Origin of the sequence: Streptomyces sp. 5K101 (assembly GCF_046506645.1) — a bacterium.
Classification (GTDB): Bacteria; Actinomycetota; Actinomycetes; order Streptomycetales; family Streptomycetaceae; genus Streptomyces.
This window is the reverse complement of the sequence record NZ_JBKFFO010000007.1, coordinates 36,908-63,034: the sequence shown is the minus strand read 5'-3', so window position 1 is coordinate 63,034 and position 26,127 is coordinate 36,908. Positions and strand designations below refer to the sequence as shown.

23 protein-coding genes and 1 pseudogene are annotated in these 26,127 nt (G+C 71.2%); 12 read left to right on the top strand and 12 right to left on the bottom strand.

The annotated features are described in order from the left end of the window. Positions 1-95 precede the first annotated feature (95 nt). The 3 genes from ACLB9X_RS15575 to mce all read right to left on the bottom strand — a co-directional run bounded on the left by ACLB9X_RS15575 (position 96) and on the right by mce (position 5,844). Positions 96-1,034 (bottom strand): cellulose-binding protein, encoded by a 939-nt coding sequence (locus ACLB9X_RS15575; RefSeq protein WP_410360949.1) that lies wholly within the window; start codon positions 1,032-1,034, stop codon positions 96-98. 170 nt (positions 1,035-1,204) lie between these two features. After that, on the bottom strand, positions 1,205-5,248 hold the full coding sequence (scy, locus tag ACLB9X_RS15570) for a polarized growth protein Scy (protein WP_410360948.1): 4,044 nt from the start codon (positions 5,246-5,248) through the stop codon (positions 1,205-1,207). Positions 5,249-5,415: 167 nt separating this feature from the next. Beyond that, the gene (gene mce, locus ACLB9X_RS15565) at positions 5,416-5,844 is read right to left on the bottom strand and encodes a methylmalonyl-CoA epimerase (RefSeq protein ID WP_177147620.1); all 429 of its coding nucleotides are present in this window, start codon (positions 5,842-5,844) and stop codon (positions 5,416-5,418) included. Positions 5,845-5,988: 144 nt separating this feature from the next. Here mce and ACLB9X_RS15560 point away from each other — a divergent pair, with 144 nt between their 5' ends. Then, positions 5,989-7,191, top strand: coding sequence for an acetyl-CoA C-acetyltransferase (locus tag ACLB9X_RS15560; protein ID WP_410360947.1), 1,203 nt, complete (start codon positions 5,989-5,991; stop codon positions 7,189-7,191). 30 nt (positions 7,192-7,221) lie between these two features. Further along, entirely contained in the window at positions 7,222-8,178 is a 957-nt protein-coding gene (gene meaB, locus ACLB9X_RS15555; RefSeq protein WP_410360946.1) for a methylmalonyl Co-A mutase-associated GTPase MeaB, read from the top strand. Positions 8,179-8,347: 169 nt separating this feature from the next. On the opposite strand, the gene ACLB9X_RS15550 is transcribed toward meaB, so the two are convergent. After that, a complete protein-coding gene (locus ACLB9X_RS15550; RefSeq protein ID WP_410360945.1) occupies positions 8,348-8,476 on the bottom strand; it encodes a hypothetical protein in 129 nt (42 codons plus the stop codon). A gap of 15 nt (positions 8,477-8,491) precedes the next feature. Here ACLB9X_RS15550 and ACLB9X_RS15545 point away from each other — a divergent pair. Further along, positions 8,492-9,744, top strand: a pseudogene (locus tag ACLB9X_RS15545) (sensor histidine kinase); the annotation flags it as partial. 47 nt (positions 9,745-9,791) lie between these two features. Here ACLB9X_RS15545 and ACLB9X_RS15540 read toward each other — a convergent pair. From ACLB9X_RS15540 to ACLB9X_RS15525, 4 genes are all read right to left on the bottom strand, one after another. Beyond that, positions 9,792-10,268, bottom strand: a complete 477-nt coding sequence (locus tag ACLB9X_RS15540; RefSeq protein WP_410360944.1) for a MarR family winged helix-turn-helix transcriptional regulator — start codon at positions 10,266-10,268, stop codon at positions 9,792-9,794. 125 nt (positions 10,269-10,393) lie between these two features. Then, positions 10,394-11,176, bottom strand: coding sequence for an AIM24 family protein (locus ACLB9X_RS15535; protein WP_410360943.1), 783 nt, complete (start codon positions 11,174-11,176; stop codon positions 10,394-10,396). Next, positions 11,173-11,823 (bottom strand): AIM24 family protein, encoded by a 651-nt coding sequence (locus ACLB9X_RS15530; RefSeq protein WP_410360942.1) that lies wholly within the window; start codon positions 11,821-11,823, stop codon positions 11,173-11,175. The genes ACLB9X_RS15535 and ACLB9X_RS15530 overlap by 4 nt, the downstream gene beginning before the upstream one ends. 1 nt (position 11,824) lies before the next feature. Continuing rightward, positions 11,825-12,463 carry an AIM24 family protein gene (locus ACLB9X_RS15525; protein WP_410360941.1) on the bottom strand — a complete coding sequence of 213 codons (639 nt, stop codon included), beginning with the start codon at positions 12,461-12,463 and terminating at the stop codon, positions 11,825-11,827. 187 nt (positions 12,464-12,650) lie between these two features. Here ACLB9X_RS15525 and ACLB9X_RS15520 point away from each other — a divergent pair, with 187 nt between their 5' ends. The 5 genes from ACLB9X_RS15520 (at position 12,651) to ACLB9X_RS15500 (ending at position 16,081) form a co-directional block, all read left to right on the top strand. Then, entirely contained in the window at positions 12,651-12,995 is a 345-nt protein-coding gene (locus tag ACLB9X_RS15520) for a DUF3817 domain-containing protein (RefSeq protein ID WP_410360940.1), read from the top strand. Continuing rightward, a complete protein-coding gene (locus ACLB9X_RS15515; RefSeq protein WP_410360939.1) occupies positions 12,992-13,285 on the top strand; it encodes an MTH1187 family thiamine-binding protein in 294 nt (97 codons plus the stop codon). Before ACLB9X_RS15520 ends, ACLB9X_RS15515 begins: the two co-directional genes overlap by 4 nt. Positions 13,286-13,388: 103 nt before the next feature. Then, positions 13,389-13,898, top strand: a complete 510-nt coding sequence (locus ACLB9X_RS15510) for a MarR family winged helix-turn-helix transcriptional regulator (protein ID WP_410360938.1) — start codon at positions 13,389-13,391, stop codon at positions 13,896-13,898. 73 nt (positions 13,899-13,971) lie between these two features. Further along, positions 13,972-14,301 carry a DUF3817 domain-containing protein gene (locus ACLB9X_RS15505; protein WP_410360937.1) on the top strand — a complete coding sequence of 110 codons (330 nt, stop codon included), beginning with the start codon at positions 13,972-13,974 and terminating at the stop codon, positions 14,299-14,301. Between the two features lie 79 nt (positions 14,302-14,380). After that, the gene (locus tag ACLB9X_RS15500) at positions 14,381-16,081 is read left to right on the top strand and encodes a methylmalonyl-CoA mutase (RefSeq protein ID WP_410360936.1); all 1,701 of its coding nucleotides are present in this window, start codon (positions 14,381-14,383) and stop codon (positions 16,079-16,081) included. 96 nt (positions 16,082-16,177) lie between these two features. Here the strand turns inward: ACLB9X_RS15500 and ACLB9X_RS15495 are convergent, their stop codons facing one another. Further along, a complete protein-coding gene (locus tag ACLB9X_RS15495) occupies positions 16,178-16,825 on the bottom strand; it encodes a TetR/AcrR family transcriptional regulator (protein WP_410360935.1) in 648 nt (215 codons plus the stop codon). Positions 16,826-17,042: 217 nt separating this feature from the next. Between ACLB9X_RS15495 and ACLB9X_RS15490 the strand changes: the two genes are divergently transcribed. The 4 genes from ACLB9X_RS15490 to ACLB9X_RS15475 all read left to right on the top strand — a co-directional run bounded on the left by ACLB9X_RS15490 (position 17,043) and on the right by ACLB9X_RS15475 (position 21,188). Then, a complete protein-coding gene (locus ACLB9X_RS15490) occupies positions 17,043-18,011 on the top strand; it encodes a tetratricopeptide repeat protein (RefSeq protein ID WP_410360934.1) in 969 nt (322 codons plus the stop codon). 646 nt (positions 18,012-18,657) lie between these two features. Then, positions 18,658-19,290 carry a DUF6230 family protein gene (locus tag ACLB9X_RS15485; RefSeq protein WP_410360933.1) on the top strand — a complete coding sequence of 211 codons (633 nt, stop codon included), beginning with the start codon at positions 18,658-18,660 and terminating at the stop codon, positions 19,288-19,290. A 100-nt stretch (positions 19,291-19,390) separates the two neighbouring features. Further along, the gene (locus ACLB9X_RS15480; protein WP_410360932.1) at positions 19,391-19,945 is read left to right on the top strand and encodes a DUF6114 domain-containing protein; all 555 of its coding nucleotides are present in this window, start codon (positions 19,391-19,393) and stop codon (positions 19,943-19,945) included. Next, positions 19,935-21,188: a hypothetical protein gene (locus ACLB9X_RS15475; RefSeq protein WP_410360931.1), complete on the top strand. Its 1,254-nt coding sequence runs from the start codon at positions 19,935-19,937 to the stop codon at positions 21,186-21,188. The genes ACLB9X_RS15480 and ACLB9X_RS15475 overlap by 11 nt, the downstream gene beginning before the upstream one ends. Before the next feature lie 97 nt (positions 21,189-21,285). Here ACLB9X_RS15475 and pyk read toward each other — a convergent pair whose 3' ends face one another. The 3 genes from pyk to pta form a co-directional block, all read right to left on the bottom strand. Next, entirely contained in the window at positions 21,286-22,719 is a 1,434-nt protein-coding gene (gene pyk, locus ACLB9X_RS15470; protein ID WP_410360930.1) for a pyruvate kinase, read from the bottom strand. 88 nt (positions 22,720-22,807) lie between these two features. Then, entirely contained in the window at positions 22,808-24,016 is a 1,209-nt protein-coding gene (locus tag ACLB9X_RS15465; protein ID WP_410360929.1) for an acetate kinase, read from the bottom strand. Then, positions 24,013-26,106 (bottom strand): phosphate acetyltransferase, encoded by a 2,094-nt coding sequence (gene pta / locus ACLB9X_RS15460; protein ID WP_410360928.1) that lies wholly within the window; start codon positions 26,104-26,106, stop codon positions 24,013-24,015. The genes ACLB9X_RS15465 and pta overlap by 4 nt, the downstream gene beginning before the upstream one ends. Positions 26,107-26,127 lie beyond the last annotated feature (21 nt).

Below are 26,127 nucleotides of genomic sequence, written 5' to 3'. Positions count from 1 at the left end.
CCCCAACGGAAAAGACCCATTCCGCATAGATCCGAGGACGCGCGAGTGCCCGGCACCGAAACGGCACCGGGCACTCGTCGGATCTGCGAAAGGCGTCAGCGGGACTGCTGCGCCGGCACCCCGCGGGAGACCGGCTCGTCGTCCCCCGGCGTACCCGCCGCGGCGACGGCCGCACCGGTCAGCGTCGCCAGCATCTCGCGGACGTTGGTCAGCTGGGCGTTGATCGAGTCGCGGCGGTTCGTCAGCGCCGCCAGCTCGCGCTCCGATTCGCTGCGGATACGGTCGGCCTTGGCGTTCGCGTCGGCCACGATGTCCTCGGCCTGGCGCTGCGCGGTCTCCACCGTCTGGCGCGCCCGGCGCTCCGCGTCCGTGCGCAGCTTCTCGGCCTCCAGGCGCAGCTGCTCGGCGCGGTGCTCGATCTCCGCCAGGCGCTTCTCCGCCTTCGCCTGACGGGAGGCCAGGTCGCGCTCCGACTGCTCGCGGCGCTTGGCCAGGTTGGTCTCGAAGTCCGCGGCGGCCTGGGCGGCCTTGGCGCGGGTCTCCTCGAAGAGGGCGTCCGCCTCCTCGCGCTTGGACTGCGCGTCCTTCTGCGCCTCCGCACGCAGCGAGTTGGCCTCGCCCTGCGCCTTCTCGACGATCCGGACGCCCTCGTCCTCGGCCTTCGCCTTGCGGTCCGCGGCGAACGCCTCGGCGTCGTTGCGCACCTGCTGGGCGGCGGAATCGGCGAGCTCGCGGTGCTGATCGGCCGCGCGACGGGCCTCCTCGCGCAGGTCCTTCGCCTCCTCCTCGGCGAGGCGGAGGATCTTCTCGACACGCGCACCGAGCCCGGCGTACGAGGGCTCCGCGTCGTTGACCTGGGACTGGGCGTTCTGCGTCTCGAGGTGGAGCTCCTCGATGCGCTTTTCCAGAGAGGTGATTCGGGCCAGAGCATTATCACGGTCGGCGACGAGCTTGGTAATGCGGTCGTCCACCTGACCGCGGTCGTAACCACGCCGCACGAGCTCGAAGCCGAAGGGGGAGGAAGTGTCGCTCATGGGGTTCCTGTCGAATGAGACCGGTGAGGTGTCCAGGGGCTGTCCGACGGACCAGGGTAGGAAAGGCCCTGGTCCGTCGGACAGCCCCCAGGGGGAATCCTAGGGGCCGAACCGGCGTGTCATCGAGCGGATGCCGGTTTGGTGTGAAGAATGTCCAGCCTTTTGAGTGGCTAGTCGTCGGATGACTTGCCACCCGAACGTGTACCCCCTGCTGACGCCCCGGCCTTGACGGCTCCCGCGCCCGAGCCGCCATTGGCTGAAGTCTTGCCCCCCGTCGGCGCCTCGAAGGACTCCAACGCCTCGAGTACGTCCTGGACACGCGAGATCTCGGCCTGAATGTCCTCCCGCCTGCGCACCAGCACGTCGAGCTCCCGCTGGCCCTCGGTGATCGTGCGCTCGGCCTCGCGGTCGGCCTCGGCCTTCACACGCTCGGCCTCCCGGATCAGTTCGGCCTTCTTGGTCTCGGCCTCCTTCAGGAGCGCCTCGGCCTTCTTCACGGCGGCGATCCTGACCTTGCCGGCCTCCGAATCGGCGTCGGACACCAGCTCCTTGGCCTTGGCCTCCGCCTCGGCCCGCTGCTGCTCGGCGGCCTTGACCAGCTTGTCGACGCGCTCGCCGGCCGTCTTCATCTGCTCGGACGTCTCCCGGCGGGCCCGCTCGTGCAGCTCCTCGATCTCGCTCTCGACCCGGGCCCGCAGCTCCTCGCCGCGCTCCCTGATCGCCGTCGCGTCCCGGCGCGCGCCGACCAGCAGCTCGTCGGCGTCCGTACGCGCCTTCTCCACCCGGGCGTTGCCCTCGACGGTCGCCTCGGCGACGATCCGCTCCGCCTCCTTGCGGGCGGCACCGACCATCGTGTCGGCCTGCTCCTCCGCCTCGGTGGCCGCGCGCAGGGCCTCCTCCTGTGCCTTGGCCATCAACTGGTCGGCCTGCTCGGCCGCGTCCGCGCGGCGCTTCGCCGCCGCCTCACGCGCCTCGTCCAGCAGCCGGTCCACCTCGGCCCGCGCCTCGTTGCGCAGCTGCTCGGTGGCGGCCTCCGCCTCGGCGCGGTGCCGTTCCGCCTCCGCGCGCATCCGTTCGGCGGCCTGCTGCGCGGAGCCCACCGTCTCGGCGGCCTCCGCACGCATCCGCTCGGCGTCGCCCGCCGCTTCGGTCCGTACCCGCTCCGCGTCCGCGGCCGCCTCGGCCGCGAGCCGCTCGGCCTCGCTCGTCGCTTCGGCGATCAGCTGGTCCGCCTGCGCCGCGGCGTCGGCACGGCGCTTGTCCGCGGCCTTCCGCGCCTCGTCGAGCACCTGCTCCCGGTCGGTGCGCACGGCCGCGCGCATCTGCTCGACCTCGGCCTCGCCGTCCGTCTTGATCTGCTCGGCCTCGGTGAGCAGCCGCGTCGCGTCCGCATCGGCGGTGGCCAGCACCTCGGCGGCCTCCGTGCGCAGCCGCTCGCTCTCGCTCGTCGCCTCGCCGACCAACAAATCCGCCTGCGCCGCCGCTTCGGAACGGATCCGGTTCGCGTCCTCGCGCGCCTCCGCCCGTGTCCGCGACGCGTCCTGCTCGGCGGCGGCCAGCGAGTCCGACGCCTCCGTGCGCATCCGCTGTGCGTACTCAGAGGCATCCGCCCGCAGCCGCTCCGCCTCCGCGATCGCCTCGGCGACGGTCCGCTCGGACAGCGCCTGCGCCGCCTCCGTCTCCTGCTGGGTTCGCTCCCGCAGCCTGGCCGCGTCCTCGGAGGCCCGCTCCCGCTCCGCGTACGCGTCGGCGCGGACCCGGTCCGCCTCCTCCTGCGCCTCGCCGCGGGTGCGCTCCGCCGCGTGCTCGGCGGCGCTGCGCAGCCCGGCGATCTCCTGTTCGGCCTGCTCCTGCAGCCCGCTGACGGAGTCCCGTACCTGCTGGGCGGTCTGCTCGGCGGCCGAGACCATCTCGGTGGCCCGCCGGTCCGCCTCCTCCACGAGCCGCTGCGCCTCGGCCTGCGCCTCCTCGACCCGCTTGCGGGCCGAGGCCAGCAGCTCCTCGCTCTGCTCGCGGGCCCGTTCGCGCTCCTGGCCCGCCTCGGCGCGCGCGGACTCGAGGGTCTCCTCGGCCGCCCGCCGCCGGCGGGCCGCCTCCTCCTGCGCGGCGGCCAGTGCCTCGGCGGCCTCCGCACCGAGCCGCTCGGCCGCCGCCGAGGCCTCCGCCCGCACCCGGTCGGCGGTGTCCTGCGCCTCCGTGCGCAGCCGCTCCGCCTCGGCAGCCGCTTCACTGGTGAGCCGTACGGCGACGGACTCGGCCTCCGCACGGGCCGCCGACGCGTCCGCCGCGGCCTCGGTGCGCAGCCGCTCCGCCTCCTGCTCGGCCTGCGCCTGGAGCGTGCGCAGCCGCTCCGCGGCCTCGGCGCGCAGCCGCTCGGTCTCCTCCGCCGCCTCGCGCCGGATCCGCTCGCCCTCCGCGCGGGCCTCGGTCAGGTTCTCCTCGGCGCTCGCGAGCCGGGCCTCGGCCTCGCCGTGCAGCCGCGTCAGCTCCTCGGCCGCCTCCGCCTGCCGGGCCGCGACGCCGCGCTCCGTCTCCTCGCGCAGTCTGTCCGCGGCGGCCTCGGCCGCCACGCGCATGGCGTCCGCCTGCTCCTCGGCCTCCGCGCGCAGCCGGTCGGCCTCCGCGCGGGTGCGCTCCAGCGTCTCCTCGGCCTGCTTGCGCAGCGTGGTGGCGCGCTCGATCGCCTCGGTGCGCACCTTCTCGGAGTCGGCCGCCGCCTTCGTCCGCAGCTCGTCCGCGTCCGTACGCGCCTTGGTCAGCAGCTCCTCGGCGGTCTTCGCCGCCTCCTCGATCTGCTGGACGGCCTCGCGCCGCGCCTCGCCGCGGATCCGCTCGCCCTCGGCGACCGCCTCGGCCCGCAGCTGCTCGGCCTCGCCGCGCAGCCGGCGGGCCTCCTCCTGCAGCTCGACCGTCTTGGCGCGGTACTCCTTGGTGTCGTCCTTCGCCGCGCCCTTGAGCTGGTCGGCCTGCTCGGCCGCCTCGCCGCGCAGCCGGTCCGCCTCGGCCTCGGCCTCGCGCCGGATGCGCTCGGCCTCCTCGCTCGCCGCGCGGGTGGTCGCCTTGGCGTCCTCCGACGCCTTGGTCAGCACCTCCTCAGCGGTGCGGGCCGCCTTCGCGAGCTGGGCGGCCGAGTCCTCGGCCGCGGCCGTACGGGCCTTCTCGGTGGCGTCCGCGACCAGCTTCTCCGCTTCGGCGCGGGCGTCCGCGAGCGCCTGCTCGGCGTCCGCCTTCAGCGCCTCGGACTCCTTGGTCGCCTCGGCGACGAGCCGGGCGATCTCCGCCTTGGCGGTACGCGTGCGCTGCTCGTTGGCCGACTCGGCCGACGAGAGCTGCCTGGCGGCGGAGTCCTTGGCCTCGGCGACCAGCTTCTCGGCCTCCGCCCGCGCCTCGCGGAGCTTGTCCTCCGCCTCCTGCATCCGCGCCTCGGCGGCCCGGCTCAGCTCGGTGGCCTGCTGGCGGGCCTGGTCCGACTCGGCCGTGGTCGACGAACGCAGCTGCTCGGCGTGGGCGGTGGCCTCCTGCGCCTGGTTGGACGCGGCGGTCAGCAGCCGCTCGGCGTCCTTGCGGGCACGCAGCAGGATCGCCTCGGCCTCGGCGCGGGCCGCCTCGGCCTCGCTGCCCAGCCGGCGACGGGCCTCCTCCGCGATCCTCGCGGCCTCGGCGCGCGCGGCGGCGAGGGACTGCTCGGCCTCGGCGCGGGACTGGTCCAGCAGACGCTGGGCCTGGGACTCGGTGCGGGCGCGCAGCTGCTCGGCCCAGGCGACGTTCTCGTTGACGTGCGACTCGACGGTCTGGCGGCGCTCGGCCAGCTCCTGGTCGAGCCGCTGCCTGCGCTGCACCGCCTCGGCGTGCAGCTCGGCCTGCAGGCGCGCCTGGTGCTCGGCGTGCTCCTGCAGGATGCGCTGGGTCTGGGCGCGCGCCTCGCGCAGCTCCCGCTCGGCGTCCGAGCGCAGCTGGTCCGCCTGGATCTGGGCATTACGGAGCAACTGCTCGGCCTGGTAACCGAGGTCGGCACTGTCGTACGCGGGACGGGAGGCGATGGTGCGGCGCGCCTCATGGAGTTTGGCGCGCAACACCTCGACCTGGTAACCGAGGTCCTCGGCGTGCTGGACGGCCTTCTCCCGCTCGGTCTTCAGCCGGTCCATCTCGGCCTCGAACCGCGAGAGGTGGTCGTCGTCAGCTCGGTGGCTCTCCTGGCGTTCGTAGCCCCGCACTGCGCGGTCCCATCCGTCCCCTGGTCGCAACTGTCTCCACACGAGCACCGTTCGCCGGCGAACGGCCCCCCGGGGAATGGTGACAGATCAACGACGGAGACGCGGCACGGCCCCGACCCGGCCCCGGCCCGGAACGGCCCACTCTACCGGGCCGGGAATCGTGTCGGTCAGTGCTCCGTTGCAGAGGTGACGAGTTCGGTGAGAACGCCGTGGCAGTCCTTCGGGTGGAGGAAGGTGATGCGCGACCCCATGGAGCCGATACGCGGTTCGTCGTAGAGGACGCGTACGCCCTTGCCGCGGATGTCCGCGGCGTCGCCGTCCACGTCCGCCGTTCCGAAGGCGATGTGGTGCACGCCCTCGCCGTTCTTGGCCAGCCACTTGCCCACCGCGGAGTCCTCGCGGGTGGGCTCCAGGAGCTGGAGGTAGGAGGCGCCGCCGTCGGACGTCTCGTTGATCTTGAGCATGGCCTCCCGCACGCCCTGCTCCTCGTTGACCTCGGAGTGGAAGACCTCGAAGCCGTAGGTCGCCCGGTAGAACTCGACGGTCTTGTCGAGGTCGAAACAGGCGATTCCGATGTGGTCGATTCGCGTCAGCATTTCTCCAGTGCAGCGCTCCGGCGGCCGGTTACGCAACGTGCGCGCGATCACACCGACCGACCGGTGACCGGTGACGGTACCGCTCAGTACATTTGAGTAAACCCTCGTTCACTCCTCAGCTGCGGCTGAAAGGGGATCGTGCACATGTCTGGAACGACCGGTACCACTTCCGTGATCGTCGCGGGTGCCCGTACGCCCATGGGCCGTCTGCTCGGCTCGCTCAAGTCCTTCTCCGGCGCCGACCTCGGCGGCTTCGCCATCAAGGCCGCCCTCGACCGTGCGGGCATCGGCGGCGACCAGGTGCAGTACGTGATCATGGGGCAGGTGCTTCAGGCGGGCGCCGGGCAGATCCCCGCGCGGCAGGCCGCGGTCAAGGCCGGCATCCCGATGAACGTCCCGGCGCTGACCGTCAACAAGGTGTGCCTCTCCGGTCTGGACGCCATCGCGCTCGCCGACCAGCTGATCCGTGCGGGTGAGTTCGACGTGATCGTCGCCGGCGGCCAGGAGTCCATGACGAACGCGCCGCACCTGCTGCCCAAGTCCCGCGACGGCTACAAGTACGGCGCGGTCGAGATGCTCGACGCCATGGCGTACGACGGTCTGACCGACTCCTTCGAGAACATCGCCATGGGCGAGTCGACGGAGAAGCACAACACCCGCCTCGGCATTCCGCGCGACGTGCAGGACGAGATCGCGGCGCTCTCCCACCAGCGCGCGGCGGCGGCGCAGAAGAACGGCCTCTTCGAGGCCGAGATCACGCCCGTCGAGATCCCGCAGCGCAAGGGCGACCCGATCCTGTTCTCCAAGGACGAGGGCATCCGCGCCGAGACCACCGCCGAGTCGCTGGGCAAGCTGCGCCCCGCGTTCACGAAGGACGGCACGATCACCGCCGGCACGTCCTCCCAGATCTCGGACGGCGCCGCGGCCGTCGTCGTGATGAGCAAGGCCAAGGCCGAGGAGCTGGGCCTGGAGTGGATCGCAGAGATCGGCGCCCACGGCAACGTGGCCGGCCCCGACAACTCCCTGCAGTCGCAGCCGTCCAACGCCATCCGCCACGCGCTGAAGAAGGAGGGCCTGGAGGTCTCCGACCTCGACCTCATCGAGATCAACGAGGCCTTCGCCGCGGTCGCCCACCAGTCAATGAAGGACCTGGGCGTTACGCCGGAAAAGGTGAACGTGAACGGTGGCGCGATCGCGCTCGGCCACCCCATCGGCATGTCCGGCGCACGTGTGGTGCTCCACTTGGCGCTGGAGCTCAAGCGCCGCGGCGGCGGTGTCGGTGCGGCGGCGCTGTGCGGCGGCGGCGGTCAGGGCGACGCGCTGATCGTCCGCGTCCCGGCCAAGTAGGACAGACCCGACGAGGATCGGAGCAGCACCATGGTGGACGTCCCCGAGCTGGTCGCCCAGGCGAGGGAGGGCCGGCCGAGGGCCGTGGCCCGGCTGATCTCACTCGTGGAGGGGGCGGCGCCGCAACTGCGCGAGGTCATGGCGACATTGGCGCCGCTGACCGGCGGGGCGTACGTCGTCGGGCTGACGGGCTCCCCGGGCGTCGGCAAGTCCACCTCCACCTCGGCGCTGGTCTCCGCCTACCGGCGGGCAGGCAGGCGGGTCGGCGTCCTGGCCGTCGACCCGTCGTCGCCCTTCTCGGGCGGGGCGCTGCTGGGCGACCGGGTCCGGATGTCGGACCACGCCTCCGATCCGGGCGTCTACATCCGCTCGATGGCCACCCGCGGCCATCTGGGCGGCCTGGCCTGGGCCGCGCCGCAGGCGATCCGCGTCCTGGACGCGGCCGGCTGCGACGTGATCCTCGTCGAGACGGTGGGCGTCGGCCAGTCCGAGGTGGAGATCGCCTCCCAGGCCGACACCTCCGTGGTGCTGCTCGCGCCCGGCATGGGCGACGGCATCCAGGCGGCGAAGGCGGGCATCCTCGAGATCGGCGACGTGTACGTCGTCAACAAGGCGGACCGGGACGGCGCGGACGCGACGGCCCGGGAGCTGAACCACATGCTGGGCCTCGGCGAGGCCCGCGGCCCCGGCGACTGGCGGCCGCCGATCGTCAAGACGGTCGCGTCGCGGGGCGAGGGCGTGGACGAGGTCGTCGAGGCGCTGGAGAAGCACCGGGCGTGGATGGAGGAGCACGGCGTCCTCGCGGAGCGCCGCGCGCGCCGGGCGGCGACGGAGGTCGAGACGATCGCGGTCACGGCCCTGCGCGCCCGCATCGGCGACCTCCACGGCGACCGCCGCCTGGGCGCGCTGGCGGCGCGCATCGTGGCGGGTGAGCTGGACCCGTACGGTGCGGCGGACGAGCTGGTGGCGGGCCTGACGGAGTCGTAGGCGGGGCGGGGTCCGCTGCGCGGGGCCCTTTCCCCACCCCGTCCCTTCCCGAAACCGGGCTCCGCCCGGACCCGTACCGCGCTTCGCGCGGTGTCCTCAAACGCCGGACGGGCTCCTTTGGAGCCCCGCCGGCGATTGAGGCGCGGGGGTCCGGGGGCGGAGCCCCCGGTCAGTCGTCCGCGCCGTCCCGTTCCAGCGACGTCCTCGGCGTCCCCGCGTCGACCGTCACCTGCGTCTCGTCGTCGCCGAGCTCGACCTCCCAGTGGTCACCCCCGTCGTCGTCGAGGTCGACCGACATCACCGTCGCGCCCGGGCCCTCGACACGCCGCCGGACCGGCTGGAGCTCCCGGACGACGAGGAACGGCCCGTGCAGATCGTCGAGGAGGGCGGACGGGTGGCCGCCGTCAGCGAGGGCCTGGACGCCGTCTCGGGGACGTCGAGCAGCGCCGTCGCCCCCCAGGCCTCGGCGCCGGCGTCGCCGGGCGGCGATGACGATGACGACGACGACCCGGCCCGCGGCGAAGTGTCGAACGAGTCCCCGCGGTTCACCTCCGGCACCGCCACCGTCGACGGCGAACGCGCCGACTACCGGTTCGCCGCCGTCGAGGTGACCTCCGGCCGGGAGCAGCGGACCTACACCGTGTACGCCGGGGCCCCGCCGGCGACCGAACAGGAGGCCGTGGGCACGGTCCGCGACGCGATGCTGGCCGGCCTGCCGCTGCTCCTCGCGGTCGTCGGATCGGTGACCTGGCTGGTGACCCGCCGCGCCCTGCGGCCCGTGGAGGACATCAGGAGCGAGATGGCGGCCATCACCGCGTCGGACCTCTCCCGCCGCGTCCCCGAGCCCCGCTCGCGGGACGAGGTGGCCCGGCTGGCCCGGACGACCAACGAGACGCTGGCCGCGCTGGAGGCGTCCGCCGAACGGCAGCGGCGGTTCGTCGCGGACGCCTCGCACGAACTGCGCAGCCCCATCGCGTCGCTGCGCACCCAGCTCGAAGTGGGCGCGGCGCATCCCGAGTTGCTGGACGTGCCAGGGGCGGTGGAGGACACCGTACGGCTCCAGCAGCTCGCCGCGGACCTGTTGCTGCTGGCACGGCTCGACGCCGGGGAGCGGCCGGGGGAGACGCGCCTCGACGCGGCGCGGCTGCTGCGCGAGGAGGTGGCGCACAGGCCGGCCGGGTGCCGGTCGCCGTGAGCGCCGAGGAGGGGCTCGAAGTGGCCGGATCACGCGGCCAGTTGGGCCGGGTGCTGGGCAATCTGCTCGACAACGCCCGGCGTCACGCGGCCGGCTCGGTCTCCGCGTCCGTACGGGGTGAGCGCGGCCGGGTCGTGTTCGCCGTCGGTGACGACGGGGCGGGTGTGCCCGAGGACCAGCGGGAGCGGATCTTCGAGCGGTTCGTCCGCCTGGACGACGCCCGGAGCCGGGACGAAGGCGGTGCGGGGCTCGGCCTGGCGATCGCCCGGGATGTGGCGCAGCGCCACGGCGGGACGCTCAGGGTGAGCCGTTCCCCGGCGGGAGGAGCGCTGTTCGAGCTGAGCCTGCCGCGCGCGTCGGAGCCCTCGTAGGGCGGGCGCGGGCCGGGGTGGCGGCCCCGGGCGGACGGCCCCGTCGCTCAGAGCTTGCCGCGCCGTCCGCGCAGGTGCTCGGCGACCGGGGTCAGGGACTCGCGCAGGTCGGCGAGGGCCTCGGGCGTCAGCAGATCGATGAAGTGCCTGCGCACGGAGGCGACGTGGTGCGGCGCGACCCGCTGCATCGTCGCGATGCCCTCGTCGGTCAGGACCGCGTACAGGCCGCGCCGGTCCGACTCGCAGTTCTCCCGCCGCACGAGGCCGGCGTTCTCCATACGGGTGATCTGGTGCGAGAGGCGGCTCTTGGACTGCAGCGTGGCCGCGGCGAGGTCGCTCATGCGCATGCGCTGGTCCGCCGACTCGGAGAGGTTGACCAGGATCTCGTAGTCGTTGTTGGTCAGGCCGAACGGCTGGAGGTCCTTTTCGAGCTGGTGCATCAGGAGTTTGTTGACCTCCAGATGGGTGCGCCAGGTGCACTGCTCGTCATCGGTCAGCCAGCGAGGGGCCGTCTCGGTCTCCATATATGGATTCTACCTAAGAAGTTGAAAAGCGGACGAAGTTGGGGGGTGTGACGTCCGGCACCCGCGCGACCCGAAGGCCGCACGAGGTGCGCAGACGTTCGACGTCACACTCCGCAGACTACCGCTCACAGGCCGAAGCGACGCTGGAGGTCCCCGAGCTGGCCGGGAAGGCGCGGTGACGAACCGTGGTGACCAGCGCCGCCCATGGCGCCGCCACTCCCCGGAACACCCGGTTCCGCCGTCACGACGCCCGTCGCCTGCTCGGGCATCAGCGCCTCGCTCGACTGCAGCAGGACCGTTCCCGCACCCACGAACTCGAACTGGTGCTCCTCGCCCGACGCCCCGCCGATCCCGGTCAGGGCCCGCAGCCCGCCCATCACGCCCGTCATGTACCCGTGGTCGTAGTGGTGGCAGGGGGAGGGGCAGTCCGCCCACCCCACCAGGGCCTGCGGATCCACCCTGATGGGCGGCTCCATGAACACCACCGGCCCGTTGGAGGCGGCCACGAACTTGCCCGTGCCGATCAGCGTCAGGAAGCCCGGCACGATCGACTGCTTCAGCGCCAGCGACGGCTGGTAGGCGAGCAGGTTCCCCGACCGGATGGTGAGGTTGCCGTCCTCGAGGTCGTAGGAGTTCACGTCGAACGCGCGGTCGCCGAGCAGCATCTTGCCGCTGCCCTCGGCGACCACCCAGTCGCTCGCGTGCAGCGGCGAGTGGAACGACGTACGCATCAGCCGGTCGAGCCGGCCGTGGCCGATTCCGTTGAAGTCGATGCGCCCGTAGTAGGCGATCATCTTGCCCTTCTGCAGGAACCACTGGCTGCCCTTGAGCTCCACGCAGAAGGTGTACGCGTTGACGTTGTCGTCGCTCGGCAGGGTGGTCGGGTCGAGAATGACGGGCGTGCTCACAGCTTCTCCTCCGACGCCTGAACGTACACCGCACCACTGCCGCTGAGCTCCAGCTGGAACGCCTCGCCGGAGCCGCGCCCCACCATGTCGCGCCAGCCGAGCGCCGTGGAGAGCTTGTTGCGTACGTCGCCGTGGTGCGCGACGTACGCCTGGGGGTCGACGTGGACGGCCCGGCCCGGGGTGATCGGCAGCTCGATCACTCCGCCGTGCGCCATCACCGCGACCGCGCCGTGGCCCTTGAGGGTCGTCGTGAACAGGCCCTGGCCCGTGACCTGTCCGCGCACCATGCCCATGACCCCGCCCTGCGAGCCCATGAACATCGTGCCCTGCTGCAGCGTCCCGTCGAAGGCGAGCAGCCGGTCGGCCTCCACGTACAGCGTGTCGCCGGTCAGCTCGATCACCTGGATGTGGTGACCGCCGTGGCCGAACATCACCGTGCCGCTGCCCTCCACGGTCATCAGCGGCGTCGCCTCGTTGGCCACGCGGCGGCCGATCATCGACGCCAGCCCGCCCTGGCCGCCCTGGATGTCGGGGGTGAAGGACACCTCGCCCTTGTAGGCGAGCATCGCGCCCCGCTGGCTGAACATCTTCTGGCCGGGGAGGATCGTCGCCTCGACCATCTTCGAGTTGATCTCGCGGAACGGCATGTCAGACGTCCCCTCCCACCGTGTTGCGCTCGCTGGGCTGGACGTAGACCAGGCCGTCGCCCTCGAAGCGGATCTGGAACGCCTCGCCGCCGCCTTCGCCCAGGAAGGTGCGGAAGGTCACACCGGACTGGAAGTCCTGCCGCAGGTTCCCCTGGTGGGCGATGTAGGCGCCGGGGTCGACGGAGAGCGGGTAGGCGGGCGTGACCCGCAGGACGACGGCCGGGCCGTCCGACATGATGGCGACCTGGCCGCTGCCCTCGACGGTGGTCGTGAACAGGCCGTTGCCCTGCGAGGCGCCCCGCAGGCCGGTGAAGGTGGTGCCGGTGCGCAGCCCGCCGTCGGTGCACAGCAGGTTGCTCGACTCGACGTAGAGCTTGTCCCCGTGCAGGTGCACCAGATTGATCTCACTGGCACGGTCGGCGAAGTAGCAGGTGCCCTGCCCCTTCACCTCCATCATCTCCATCTGCTCGCCGGTGAGCCGGCGGGTCACCATCCCGCGGAGGCCCTCACCGCCGCCGGACATCTTCTTGAACGCCATCTGGCCGTCGTACGCGACCATCGAGCCGTTCTTCGCTTTGACGGCGTCGCCGGTCATGTCGACGGCGAGCACCTTGCTGCCTTGGAGTCGGAACGTTGCCACGCGCTGACGTTAACCGGTGATCCCGGCCGCGGACAGCATTCGTGGGGAGGACTCGGACCCTGACAAACACGACGCGGACCCTGACAAAGTCCTGGCAAAGAGAGCTGCCACAATGGGGGCGGCGCTTGTGCATTCGTTCACAAGATCGCCCGCCCGTCATGCCCGCCCGACGTCGAAGGTGCCTTCCGTGGACATCAAGACCGCCTCCTCCCTCCACCGCCTCCGCCTGGTCTCCTCGCCGGAGGCCGTGTCGTTCCTGCTGCTGCTCGTCTGCTCGGTGCTCAAGCGGACGACGGAGTTCAACGCGGTCCCGGTCATGGGTGCGATCCACGGTGTGCTCTTCATCCTCTACGTCCTGTTCTGGCTGGACGCCTGGAACCGCACCAAGTGGAACCTGAAGACGGCGGCGCTCTACTTCGTGCTCTCCGTCTTGCCGTTCGGCGGCTTCTTCGCCGAGCGCAAGCTCAAGCGCGAGGCCGAGGCCGCGGTCATCGCCTCCCGCGCCCGTAAGGAAGGCGCGGTCAACGCGTGATCGTCGCCTTCTCCGTCACTCCCCTCGGGGTGGGCGAGGACGTCGGCGCGTACGTCGCCGACGCCGTCCGCGTGGTGCGCGAGTCGGGCCTGCCCAACCGTACGGACGCGATGTTCACCTCGATCGAGGGCGACTGGGACGAGGTGATGGACGTGGTCAAGCGCGCCGTCGCCGCGGTCGAGGCGCGCGCCCCGCGCGTGTCGGTCGTCCTGAAGGCGGACATCCGTCCCGGCGTCACGGACGGCCTGACCTCCAAGGTCGACACCGTCGAACGGCATCTGTCCGCCTGACCGGTCGCCGTCACGGCGTTGTGAACCCCCTGGCCGTCGGCGGGCAGGGACCGAGAGCGAGACAGGGCTGACCACGATATGACCAGTCGGTAAGGTCTCTGGCGTGCCGAAGCCGCTCAGCCTTCCCTTCGATCCCATCGCCCGCGCCGACGAACTCTGGCAGCAGCGCTGGGGCCCCGTGCCCTCGATGGCGGCGATCACCTCCATCATGCGCGCGCACCAGATCCTGCTCGCCGAGGTCGACGCCGTCGTCAAGCCGTACGGACTGACCTTCGCCCGGTACGAGGCGCTGGTGCTGCTGACCTTCTCCAAGGCCGGCGAGCTGCCCATGTCCAAGATCGGCGAGCGTCTGATGGTGCACCCGACGTCCGTGACGAACACCGTCGACCGCCTGGTGAGGTCCGGCCTGGTCGCCAAGCGGCCCAACCCCAACGACGGACGCGGCACGCTCGCCTCCATCACCGACAAGGGCCGCGAGGTCGTCGAGGCCGCCACCCGCGACCTGATGGCGATGGACTTCGGGCTCGGCGCGTACGACGACGAGGAGTGCGCCGAGATCTTCGCGATGCTGCGCCCGCTGCGGGTGGCGGCGCACGACTTCGAGGAGAAGTAGCCCCGCTTCGAGAGGCAACGGCCTCGGCAACCCCGGCGAAGATCGCTCCTTGAGCCCCGTTACGCTCGATGCCATGAAAGCGAATGTGCTGACCCGCTACCGGGTGATGGCCTACATCACCGCCGTGTGGCTGCTCGTGTTCACCGGCGCCATCGTCCTGAAGTACGGGTTCGACACCGGCGACACCATGCTGATCTCGCAGATCCACGGTGTGCTGTTCATCATCTACGTGATCTTCGCCTTCGACCTCGGCTCCAAGGCGAAGTGGCCGTTCGGCAAGCTGCTGTGGGTGCTGGCCGCGGGCTGCATCCCGTTCGCCTCCTTCTTCGTCGAGCCGCAGGTGACCCGTGAGGCCCGCGCCCTGATCACGGGCGGCGCGACCCCGGTCGAGGCCGAGGCGTAATACCTGGTGACGGCCGCGAGCAGAGGCTCGCGGTCGTCAGGCGTCGACATTTACTAGGACGTCCTAGTAAATTCGAAGCATGGACGCTGACGCGATCGAGGAAGGCCGCCGACGCTGGCAGGCCCGTTACGACAAGGCCCGCAAGCGGGACGCCGACTTCACCACGCTCTCCGGGGACCCGGTCGAGCCGGTCTACGGGCCGCGGCCCGGGGACGCCTACGAAGGATTCGAGCGCATCGGCTGGCCCGGTGAGTACCCCTTCACCCGCGGCCTGCACCCCACCGGCTACCGGGGCCGCACCTGGACCATCCGCCAGTTCGCCGGCTTCGGCAACGCCGAGCAGACCAACGAGCGCTACAAGATGATCCTGGCCGTCGGCGGCGGCGGGCTCTCCGTCGCCTTCGACATGCCGACGCTGATGGGCCGCGACTCCGACGACCCGCGCTCGCTCGGCGAGGTCGGCCACTGCGGCGTGGCCATCGACTCGGCCGCCGACATGGAGGTCCTCTTCAAGGACATCCCCCTCGGTGACGTGACGACGTCGATGACGATCTCCGGTCCGGCCGTCCCGGTCTTCTGCATGTACCTGGTCGCCGCCGAGCGCCAGGGCGTCGACCCGGCGGTGCTCAACGGCACGCTGCAGACGGACATCTTCAAGGAGTACATCGCGCAGAAGGAGTGGCTCTTCCAGCCCGAGCCGCATCTGCGCCTGATCGGCGACCTGATGGAGCACTGCGCGCAGGGCATCCCCGCGTACAAGCCGCTGTCCGTCTCCGGCTACCACATCCGCGAGGCCGGCGCGACGGCCGCGCAGGAGCTCGCGTACACCCTCGCGGACGGCTTCGGCTACGTCGAGCTCGGCCTGTCCCGCGGCCTGGACGTGGACACCTTCGCGCCCGGCCTGTCCTTCTTCTTCGACGCGCACCTCGACTTCTTCGAGGAGATCGCCAAGTTCCGCGCCGCGCGCCGGATCTGGGCCCGCTGGATGAAGGAGGTGTACGGGGCGACGACGGACAAGGCGCAGTGGCTGCGGTTCCACACCCAGACGGCCGGCGTCTCGCTCACCGCCCAGCAGCCGTACAACAACGTGGTGCGCACCGCCGTCGAGGCCCTGTCCGCCGTGCTCGGCGGCACCAACTCGCTGCACACCAACGCCCTCGACGAGACCCTCGCGCTGCCCTCCGAGCAGGCCGCCGAGATCGCACTGCGCACCCAGCAGGTGCTCATGGAGGAGACCGGCGTCGCCAACGTCGCGGACCCGCTGGGCGGTTCCTGGTACGTCGAGCAGCTCACGGACCGGATCGAGGCGGACGCCGAGAGGATCTTCGAGCAGATCAAGGAGCGGGGACTGCGTGCCCACCCCGACGGCAAGCACCCGATCGGACCGATGACGTCCGGCATCCTGCGCGGGATCGAGGACGGCTGGTTCACCGGCGAGATCGCCGAGTCCGCGTTCCGCTACCAGCAGGCGCTGGAGAAGGGCGAGAAGAAGGTCGTCGGCGTGAACACCGCCACCGGCTCGGTCACGGGCGACCTGGAGATCCTCCGGGTGAGCCACGAGGTCGAGTGGGAGCAGGTCCGTGTGCTCGGCGAGCGCAAGGCCCGGCGCGACGACGCCGCGGTGCGGGCCGCGCTGGACGCGATGCTCGTCGCCGCGCGCGACGGCGTCAACATGATCGCGCCGATGCTCGACGCGGTCCGCGCGGAGGCGACGCTCGGCGAGATCTGCGGGGCGCTGCGGGACGAGTGGGGCGTCTACACGGAGCCCCCGGGCTTCTGACGGGCCTCACGCTCGACCGGGCGGTCAGGCCGACCGGGCCGACCGGGCCGACCGGGCCGACCGGGCCGACCGGGCCGACCGGGCCGACCGGTCCGGTCAGGCCGACAGCGACTCGAGCCCGGAGAGCAGCAGGGACGTGAAGCGGCGGGCCCACTCCGCGTCCACCGGCTCCGCGCTCACCAGCGCCCGGTGGACCACGGCGCCCGCCACCACATCGAAGATCAGGTCCGCGTTGCGGGCCTCCGCCGCGGGGTCGTCCTCGTACGGAAGCTCGCCGCGGGCCTGGGCGCGTTCCCGGCCCTCCACCACCAGCCGCTTCTGGCGCTCGACGATCGCCTCGCGGATCCGGCCGCGCAGCGCGTCGTCGCACGTGGACTCCGCGACGACGCCCATGAACGCGGTCTTGGTCTCCGGCTGCCCGAGCAGGTCCGCGAACTGGAGGACCACCCCCTCCACGTCGGCGGCGAGGCTGCCCCGATCGGGGAGTTCGAGCTCGTCGAAGAGCACGGCGACGGCGTCGACGACGAGCTCGTTCTTGTTGGTCCAGCGGCGGTAGAGCGTGGTCTTGGCGACCCCGGCCCGCGCGGCCACATCACCCATCGTCAGCTTCGACCAGCCGAGCTGGACGAGCGCGGCACGGGTCGCGGCCAGGATCGCGGCATCGGTCTCCGCGCTGCGGGGCCGTCCCGTACGACCCTGACGCCTTGGTTCGGGGTGGGCGGTGCTGGGCATGCCCGAGACCATACCGGCCGGTAAGCCGATCGCTGTGAGGCAGTTCACCGGGGACATCTCACACACGACGAGCGTGATGGAGATACGCTACGAGCCGTAGCGAAAGCCTGGCCCCGGCGGCCGGGCCCGGAGCGACGACCACAGGCGCCGAGGTGGGGACCCGGTGCCGTTCCGGCAGATCGTACGGCCGCTTTTTCACATGCGCGCGCGGAAGGGGGAGGATGTACCCATGCAGCCTAGGAACATGTCCATGAGCGGCGTCGTCGACCTCGCCGCGGTGAAGGCGGCCGGAGAGGCCAAGGCCAAGGCGGAACAGGCCCGCGCGGAGTCCGCCCGACAGGGTGGTGGGGGTGCCGTGTCGCCCGCCGCCCTCGTGATCGACACCGACGAGGCGCGCTTCGAGAGCGACGTCCTGCAGCGTTCCACCGAGGTCCCGGTGGTCATCGACTTCTGGGCCGAGTGGTGTGAGCCGTGCAAGCAGCTGAGCCCGCTCCTGGACCGCCTCGCGAAGGAGTACAACGGCCGGTTCGTCCTCGCCAAGATCGACGTCGACGCCAACCAGATGCTGATGCAGCAGTTCGGCGTCCAGGGCATCCCGGCGGTCTTCGCCGTGGTGGCGGGCCAGGCGCTGCCCCTCTTCCAGGGTGCGGCCCCCGAGGCGCAGATCCGCCAGACCCTGGACCAGCTGGTCCAGGTGGCCGAGGAGCGCTTCGGGCTCACCGGCCTCACCGTGGACCCGGACGTGTCCGGCGAGGCGGCCGAGGCCCCCGCCCCCGCGGGCCCGTACGACGCGCTGCTGAGTGCGGCCATGGACGCGCTCGACGCCGGCGACTTCGGCGGCGCGATCCAGGCGTACAAGAACGTGCTGGCGGACGACCCGGCCAACAGCGAGGCCAAGCTGGGCCTCGCCCAGGCCGAACTGCTCGGCCGGGTACGGGACATGGACCCGCAGAAGGTCCGCCGGGACGCCGCCGACAACCCGGGTGACGTGCAGGCCCAGATCGACGCGGCCGACCTCGACCTCGTGGGCGGTCACGTTCAGGACGCGTTCGGCCGGCTCGTCGAGACCGTACGGCGCACGGCGGGCGCGGACCGCGACGCGGCGCGGGTGCGCCTGCTCGAGCTCTTCGAGGTGGTCGGTCCGGAGGACCCGCGGGTGACGGCGTCGCGTCAGGCGCTGGCGCGGGTGCTGTTCTGACGTCACGTTGACAGACCTTCTGACAACGGCGCCCGAGTGTGCCGGTCTGACGGTTTTGCGGCGGTGGTGCCGGCTGCGGCGCCACCGCCGATTTGGCGACACAGTGACAAAGCGCAGCCCTGCTTTGCCAAAACTTGGCAATGAGAACGGCTGTTACTCCGAGTACAACAGTCCGCTTGTTCTGTCCGTTTATCGACGGCAATCTCCTGCTCTGATCCGTCACCCCACGGCACCCTGAGTGCTCGGTCGGTGCCACGCGGTCGTGGCGTGGTTATCGGGTCGTTACTAGCGAGTAACGAACCCCCTTGTATCCGCGCTGGGAATGGACCACGATCGTCGACGCTCGGTCCAATACCGCATCGCCCGGCTCCTCGCCGCGCCGCGGTCCCTTGGGTCCCCACCGGGCCGGTCGGCGGCAGTGGCGCCGGCCGCGGACAGGGGGGTTCCTGCCGACCAGCAGGGCCTGTCCGACCGGTTGCGCGAGAGTGCGGCCAGTGGTTGTCGCTCGGGGGTGATCGCCGGTGTTTCGGACGCAGTCAGCGCCTGAAAGTGCAGGCGCTCTTCTTCCCGAGGACGTAGCACTTCTCCCATCCCAGGACGGGCCCGCGGGCCCGGACCGGAGATGTACGTCCGAGAAGGAGGAACTATGAAGTCCCAGATTCGCGGTGGGACGAGATGGAAGCGGTTCGCCGTTGTCATGGTGCCGAGCGTGGCCGCGACGGCCGCGATAGGCATCGGCCTGGCCCAGGGTGCGCTGGCGGCGTCGTTCAGCATTTCCGGCCAGGAGTTCAAGGTCAAGGCCAAGGAACTCGAGGGCTACGACTTCATCCAGTACGGCAGCGTGGCGCACGGCAAGGACCTCGAAGGCAAGGACTTCGCGGACCCCGTCGGCGTATCGGGCTTCAGCGAGGCCTACATCACCGACATGTGTCAGTCGGTCGTCACGCCGAAGGTGCCCTTCCTCGGCAACGTGAGCCTCGAGCTGCGGGCAGGTACGCCGGGCCATGAACGTGTCTACGCCAAGGACATCTATCTGGATGTCTCGGAGCTCAACGCCGACGCCGAGTTCAGCAACATCGACATCGGTGTCGCCGCGGGGTCCCTGAAGAACCCGGGCATCCAGCCCGGCACGAAGGCCAACCCCTACGGATTCTCGCAGCGTGCCGAGAAGGCCGTGCTGAAGAACGTCGAGCAGAAGGCGTGGGCGACGACGGCCGGTACCTTCAAGCTCAGCGGCCTGTCCCTGCGCCTGCACCAGGGCGTCAAGGAGTGCTTCTAGCACCTCACTGAGCGGGCGGGGCCGCTGCCTCAAGCCCCGCCCGCTCAATGTCACTCCACCTCTTCTCACAGCAACAACCGCTTCCAGGGAGCTGTTTTCCATGAGCGCCGAGTCCACTGGTTCCCGCGGATTCACCTACTGGCGGCTTCGCTTCCGGGCATGGCGTGGCAACCGGCCCTTCTGGGCGGGACTGTTCACTTTGTTCGGCAGCGTGCCGATCGCCTACCTGCCGTACGCCGACGTGCGGCTCGGCAACATCACGATCGCGATGGCGACCACGGCAGGAGCCGGTTCGCTCATCATCGGGCTGCTGCTGGCCACGCTGGGCCTGACGATGTGGTTCCACTCCATCGTCCGGGTCTTCGCGGGTGTGGCCGCCATCGTCCTGGCGCTCGTGTCACTGCCGATCTCCAACATCGGTGGCTTTCTCGTAGGGTTCCTCTTCGCCCTGATCGGCGGCGCGCTGTCCATCTCGTGGGCCCCGGGTGTCCCTCAGGACGAAGCCGGCGAGGACACGGTGCGAGGTCTGGCCGCCATTTCTGACGGCGCGGCGACCGACGCCGTCATCCCAGGACGGCGAGCTGATGACGAGGCGGATGCGCACGTGATCGACGCGACGACCCATGCCGACGGCGGGAGGAACAGTGCGGGGTGACGAAACGCAGTCGGTGACGACTGCGGGCGACGGCGCTCTGGCCAGAAGGGGGCCTCGGCACGCGGCCCCGAAGAAGTCGCTGCTGACCAGGCTCCAGGCACCCGCCGGCAAGGCCATCGCGCTGGCCGCGATGCCGACCGCCGTCTTCGTGGGCATGGGCCTCACGCCCAAGCTGGCGCTCGCCGACGACAAGGACATCCCCTTCGCTCCCGGGCCGTGTGTGACCCGCTCCGACGAGCCGGCGGAGTCCGAGTCCCCGTCGCCCTCCGAGTCGGCGAAGCCGTCCGAGACGCCGTCGCCCTCCGACAGCGCGAAGCCGGTGCCGACGCCGAGCGACACGTCCCTCACGGATGTCCTGAAGCCGAAGCCTGCGGAGAGTCCGGCCGCGGATGCGGCCGACACGGCCGAGGAAGTGGCACCGACCCCGAGCGAGACCAGGAACCCGCTGGACCCGCTGGTTGTGGGTGACGCGCTCAAGGACCTGTTCGACGGCCCCGACAAGGAGCCGGAGGCCGGCCCGACGCCGACGCCGACGCCGACGCCGAGCGAGAGCACCGAGCCGGCCGAGGAGCCTGCCGAGGAGCCGTCGGAGAAGCCCACCGACGTGGTGGACGACACCGTCGACAAGACCAAGGACGCGATCAAGGACGCCGCCGACAAGGTGGGCGCCACGGTCGAGGAGCTGGACGAGGACGCCAAGGGACTCGACCCGAAGAAGGACGAGAACATCCCGGACGGCGCCAAGCCGCGCTTCCCGTGCCCGACCGCCGACCCGGAGGCCCTGGCCAACGCCAAGGCGGAGCCGGGTATCCCGCTGCTCCCCGACGACCCGTGGATCCTGGAGAGCTCGCGGCTCACCCTCAACGGCCTGGACTACCACGGCATCGTCGAGGTGAAGACCGGCAGCGGAAAGACCAAGAAGGTCCTGAAGTTCACCGCGACGGGCGTGGACATCAAGGACCTGCACCAGCTGGTGGTCGGCCCGATGGGCACGACCGGGCACGTCGAGGCGGCCAAGGGCTCGACCTCGACGATCACCAACGGCGAGGTCACGATGTACACCGAGGAGCTGAAGGGCAACCTCTTCGGTTTCCTCCCGGTGACGTTCAGCCCGCAGACGCCGCCGCCGCTGAATCTCCCGGTCGCCTTCTTCACGGACGTGAAGGTGACTCAGGCGGGCCAGTTCGGCGGGACGCTGACGGTGCCCGGCCTGCACAACTACATCACGGGCGGGAACGCCTGAATTTTCCCGATCCACCGGGAGCCGCGAAAAGAACTGCGGGCCGCACCTCTTCGAGAGGCGCGGCCCGCAGTGGTGACCGCAGTGGGTCGGCGAGGCGTCAGGACTTCGACTCGGCGCCGCCCAGGTGGTGCACACGGACCATGTTCGTCGTGCCCGGGACGCCCGGAGGGGAGCCCGCGGTGATGATCATGGTGTCGCCCTCGTTGTAGCGCTGGAGCTTCAGCAGTGCCGCGTCCACCAGGTCCACCATCGCGTCCGTCGTCTCCACGAACGGCGCCAGGAAGGACTCGACGCCCCAGCTCAGCGACAGCTGGTTGCGGGTGGACTCGTCCGTCGTGAAGGCCAGGATCGGCTGGGTCGCGCGGTAGCGGGACAGGCGGCGGGCCGTGTCGCCGGACTTGGTGAAGGCGACCAGCGCCTTGCCGTTCAGGAAGTCCGCGATCTCGCAGGCCGCGCGGGCCACCGAACCGCCCTGGGTGCGCGGCTTCTTGCCCGGCACCAGCGGCTGGAGGCCCTTGGCCAGCAGCTCCTCCTCCGCCGCGACGACGATCTTCGACATCGTTCGGACCGTCTCGATCGGGTACGCGCCGACCGAGGACTCCGCGGAGAGCATGACCGCGTCCGCGCCGTCCAGGATCGCGTTGGCGACGTCGGACGCCTCGGCGCGCGTGGGACGGGAGTTGGTGATCATCGACTCCATCATCTGGGTCGCCACGATCACCGGCTTGGCGTTGCGGCGGCACATCTCGATGAGCCGCTTCTGCACCATCGGGACCCGCTCGAGGGGGTACTCGACGGCCAGGTCGCCGCGCGCCACCATCACGCCGTCGAAAGCCATCACGACGTCCTGCATGTTGGCGACGGCCTGCGGCTTCTCCACCTTGGCGATGACCGGGACCCGGCGGCCCTCCTCGTCCATCACCTTGTGGACGTCCTTGACGTCGTTCGCGTCGCGGACGAACGAGAGCGCCACCAGGTCACAGCCCATGCGCAGCGCGAAGCGAAGGTCCTCGACGTCCTTCTCGGACAGCGCGGGGACGTTGACCGCCGCGCCGGGCAGGTTGATGCCCTTGTGGTCGGAGATCACGCCGCCCTCGACGACGATCGTCTTGACCCGCTGCCCGTCGACCTCGACGACGCGCAGCTCGACGTTGCCGTCGTTGATCAGAACCTGGTCGCCCTTGGAGACGTCCCCGGGCAGGCCCTTGTACGTGGTCCCGCAGATCGACTTGTCGCCGGGGACGTCCTCGGTGGTGATGGTGAACTCGTCGCCGCGGACCAGCTCGACGGGTCCTTCGGCGAAGGTCTCCAGGCGGATCTTGGGGCCCTGGAGGTCGGCCAGCACGCCGACGGCGTGTCCCGTGTCCTCGCACGCCTGACGCAGGCGGTGATACCGCTCCTCGTGCTCAGCGTGGGTCCCGTGGCTCATGTTGAAACGGGCCACGTTCATGCCGGCCTCGATGAGCGCTTTCAGCTGCTCGTAGGAGTCGACGGCGGGGCCCAGTGTGCAGACGATTTTGGAACGGCGCATAAGGCGGATCCTATCGGTTTGTTCCTCTGCGGAATATTCCGTCTGGTGGAATGTACAAATGGGCGCCATGCCGCTCAGGCGTTCATTTTTATTGCACCAGCTCGAAGGTCTGTCGGGCGATCTCCAGCTCCTCGTCGGTCGGGACCACGGCCACCGCGACCCGGGCACCCTGCGGCGAGATCAGCCGCGCCTCGTCCGAGCGCACGGCGTTCAGCCCGGCGTCCACCGCGAGGCCAAGCTGCTCCAGGCCGGCGATCGCAGCCTCGCGCACCGGCGCGGCGTTCTCACCGACGCCGGCCGTGAAGGCGACCGCGTCGACCCGGCCGAGCACCGCGTAGTACGCCCCGATGTACTTCCTCAGCCGGTGGACGTAGATGTCGAACGCCAGCTTCGCCCGCTCGTCGCCCGCGTCGACCCGGCGGCGGATCTCCCGCATGTCGTTGTCACCGCACAGGCCCACCAGGCCGCTCTTCTTGTTGAGCAGGACGTCGATCTCGTCGGCCGACATTCCCGCCACCCGCATGAGGTGGAACGTCACCGCCGGGTCGACGTCCCCGGAGCGCGTACCCATCACGAGCCCCTCCAAGGGGGTCAGCCCCATCGACGTGTCCACGCAGCGGCCGCCCGCCACCGCCGAGGCGGACGCGCCGTTGCCCAGGTGCAGCACGATGACGTTCACCTCGGACGGGTCCCTGCCCAGCAGCGCCGCCGTCGCCCGCGACACGTACGCGTGCGAGGTGCCGTGGAAGCCGTAGCGGCGGATCCGGTGGGCGTCGGCGGTCTCGACGTCGATGGCGTACCGGGCGGCGGACTCGGGCATCGTCGTGTGGAAGGCGGTGTCGAACACCGCGACCTGCGGCAGATCGGGCCGCAGCGCCTGCGCGGTACGGATGCCGGTGATGTTCGCCGGGTTGTGCAGCGGGGCTACGGGGACCAGACGCTCGATCTCCGCCATCACCTCGTCCGTGATCACGGTCGGCTCGGTGAACCGCAGGCCGCCGTGCACCACCCGGTGGCCGATTGCCGCCAGCTCGGGGGAGTCCAGGCCGAGACCGTCCCGCGCCAGCTCGTCGGCCACCGCCTTCAGCGCGGCCGAGTGGTCGGCGATCGCGCCGGTGCGCTCCCGCCGCTCGCCGCCGCCGGCCAGCGGGGTGTGCACCAGGCGCGAGGTGGCCTCGCCGATCCGCTCGACCAGGCCGACCGCCATCCGGGAGCTGTCGCGCATGTCCAGCAACTGGTACTTCACCGACGACGAGCCGGAGTTGAGGACGAGAACGCGGGTGGCGGTGCCGGTCATGCGGGTAGCTCCTGAGCCTTCGACGGGTCCTGGGACTGGATCGCGGTGATCGCGACCGTGTTGACGATGTCGCTGACGAGCGCGCCGCGCGACAGGTCGTTGACCGGCTTGCGCAGACCCTGCAGCACCGGGCCGACCGCCACGGCGCCGGCCGAGCGCTGGACGGCCTTGTACGTGTTGTTGCCCGTGTTCAGGTCGGGGAAGATCAGGACGGTCGCCCGGCCCGCCACCTCCGAGTCGGGCAGCTTCGTCGCCGCGACGGACGGCTCGACCGCCGCGTCGTACTGGATCGGGCCCTCGATCCGCAGGTCGGGCCGGGACTCGCGGACCAGCTTGGTCGCCTCGCGGACCTTGTCCACGTCCGCGCCCGTGCCGGACGTGCCCGTGGAGTACGACAGCATCGCGATGCGCGGCTCCACGCCGAAGCGGGCGGCCGTCGCCGCCGACTGGATCGCGATGTCCGCGAGCTGCTCGGCGTCGGGGTCCGGGTTGACCGCGCAGTCGCCGTACACGAGCACCCGGTCGGCCAGGCACATGAAGAAGACGGACGAGACGATCGAGGCCTCGGGCTTGGTCTTGATGATCTCGAAGGCCGGGCGGATCGTCGCCGCCGTGGAGTGGACCGAGCCCGACACCATGCCGTCGGCCAGTCCCTCGTCGACCATGAGCGTGCCGAAGTAGTTGACGTCCGCGACCGCGTCGTACGCCACCTCCACCGTCACGCCCTTGTGCGCGCGCAGCGCCGCGTACCGTTCGGCGAAGGTCTGGCGCAGCTCCGAGGTCTGCGGGTCGATCAGCTGGGCCGCCGAGAGGTCGATGCCGAGGTCGGCGGCCTTCTTGCGGATCCGCTCGGTGTCGCCGAGCAGCGTCAGGTCGCACACGTCGCGGCGGATCAGCACGTCGGCGGCGCGCAGCACACGCTCCTCGGTGCCCTCGGGCAGGACGACGCGGCGGCGGTCGGCACGGGCCTGCTCCAGCAGCTCGTGCTCGAACATCATCGGCGTCACCCGGCCGCTGCGCGCGACCGCGAGCCTGGCCAGCAGGTCCGCGGTGTCCACATGGCGCTCGAACAGGCCCAGCGCGGTCTCCGCCTTGCGGGGCGTGGTGGCGCTCAACTTGCCCTCCAACGCGAACAGTTCGGCCGCCGTCGGGAAGCTGTTGCCCGCGACCGACACCACCGGCGTGCCGGGGGCGAGGCGGGAGGCGAGGGTGAGGATCTCCTCGCTCGGTCGCTCGTTCAGGGTGAGCAGCACGCCCGCGATGGGCGGGGTGCCCGCGGAGTGGGCGGCGAGGGCGCCCACCACCAGGTCGGCACGGTCGCCCGGCGTCACCACCATGCAGCCGGGCGTCAGGGCGCCGAGGAAGTTCGGCAGCATCGCGCCGCCGAAGACGAAGTCCAGGGCGTCGCGTGCGAGGCCCGAGTCGTCGCCGAGCAGCACGGTGCCGCCCAGGGCGTGGGTGATCTGGGAGACCGTGGGCGCGGCGAGCGCGGGCTCGTCGGGCAGCGCGTAGCAGGGGACGGGGAGGCGGGCGGCGAGCCGCTCGGCTATCGCGGCGCGGTCGCCGGGCGCGACCCGGTTCGCGACCATGGCGAGGACGTTGCAGCCGAGGCCCTCGTAGGCGCGGTAGGCGTTGCTCGTCTCCGCCCGTACGGACTCCGGGGTCTGGCCCTGGCCGCCGACCACCGCGATCACCGAGGCGCCGAACTCGTTCGCCAGCCGCGCGTTGAGCGCCAGCTCGTCCGGGAGCTGGGTGCCGGCGTAGTCCGTGCCGAGGACCAGGACCACCTCGTAGTCCCTGGCCACCCGCAGGAAGCGCTCGACCAGGGCGGAGACCAGCTCGTCGGTGCCCTTCTCGGCCTGCAGCGCCGCCGCCTCGTGGTAGTCCATGCCGTACACCGACGCCGGGTCCTGGGAGAGCCGGTAGCGCGCCCGTAGCAGCTCGAAGAGCCGGTCGGGGCGGTCGTGGACGAGCGGGCGGAAGACGCCCACCCGGTCCACCTGGCGGGTCAGGAGCTCCATGACCCCCAGCTCGACCACCTGCCGTCCGTCTCCGCGGTCGATCCCGGTCACGTAAACGCTGCGCGTCACGCGTGCTCTCCCGTCCATAGC

Excerpts from the sequence above, each read along its gene's own strand:
- ACLB9X_RS15550 (WP_410360945.1), bottom strand. The coding sequence starts at position 8,476 with ATGTCGGTCGACCTCGACGACGACGGGGGTGACCACTGGGAGGTCGAG.
- ACLB9X_RS15530 (WP_410360942.1), bottom strand. The coding sequence starts at position 11,823 with ATGCCGTTCCGCGAGATCAACTCGAAGATGGTCGAGGCGACGATCCTC.
- ACLB9X_RS15560 (WP_410360947.1), top strand. The coding sequence starts at position 5,989 with ATGTCTGGAACGACCGGTACCACTTCCGTGATCGTCGCGGGTGCCCGT.
- meaB (WP_410360946.1), top strand. The coding sequence starts at position 7,222 with ATGGTGGACGTCCCCGAGCTGGTCGCCCAGGCGAGGGAGGGCCGGCCG.
- mce (WP_177147620.1), bottom strand. The coding sequence starts at position 5,844 with ATGCTGACGCGAATCGACCACATCGGAATCGCCTGTTTCGACCTCGAC.
- ACLB9X_RS15495 (WP_410360935.1), bottom strand. The coding sequence starts at position 16,825 with ATGGTCTCGGGCATGCCCAGCACCGCCCACCCCGAACCAAGGCGTCAG.
- ACLB9X_RS15540 (WP_410360944.1), bottom strand. The coding sequence starts at position 10,268 with ATGGAGACCGAGACGGCCCCTCGCTGGCTGACCGATGACGAGCAGTGC.
- pyk (WP_410360930.1), bottom strand. The coding sequence starts at position 22,719 with ATGCGCCGTTCCAAAATCGTCTGCACACTGGGCCCCGCCGTCGACTCC.
- ACLB9X_RS15465 (WP_410360929.1), bottom strand. The coding sequence starts at position 24,016 with ATGACCGGCACCGCCACCCGCGTTCTCGTCCTCAACTCCGGCTCGTCG.
- ACLB9X_RS15485 (WP_410360933.1), top strand. The coding sequence starts at position 18,658 with ATGAAGTCCCAGATTCGCGGTGGGACGAGATGGAAGCGGTTCGCCGTT.
- ACLB9X_RS15500 (WP_410360936.1), top strand. The coding sequence starts at position 14,381 with ATGGACGCTGACGCGATCGAGGAAGGCCGCCGACGCTGGCAGGCCCGT.
- ACLB9X_RS15505 (WP_410360937.1), top strand. The coding sequence starts at position 13,972 with ATGAAAGCGAATGTGCTGACCCGCTACCGGGTGATGGCCTACATCACC.
- ACLB9X_RS15490 (WP_410360934.1), top strand. The coding sequence starts at position 17,043 with ATGCAGCCTAGGAACATGTCCATGAGCGGCGTCGTCGACCTCGCCGCG.
- ACLB9X_RS15480 (WP_410360932.1), top strand. The coding sequence starts at position 19,391 with ATGAGCGCCGAGTCCACTGGTTCCCGCGGATTCACCTACTGGCGGCTT.
- ACLB9X_RS15575 (WP_410360949.1), bottom strand. The coding sequence starts at position 1,034 with ATGAGCGACACTTCCTCCCCCTTCGGCTTCGAGCTCGTGCGGCGTGGT.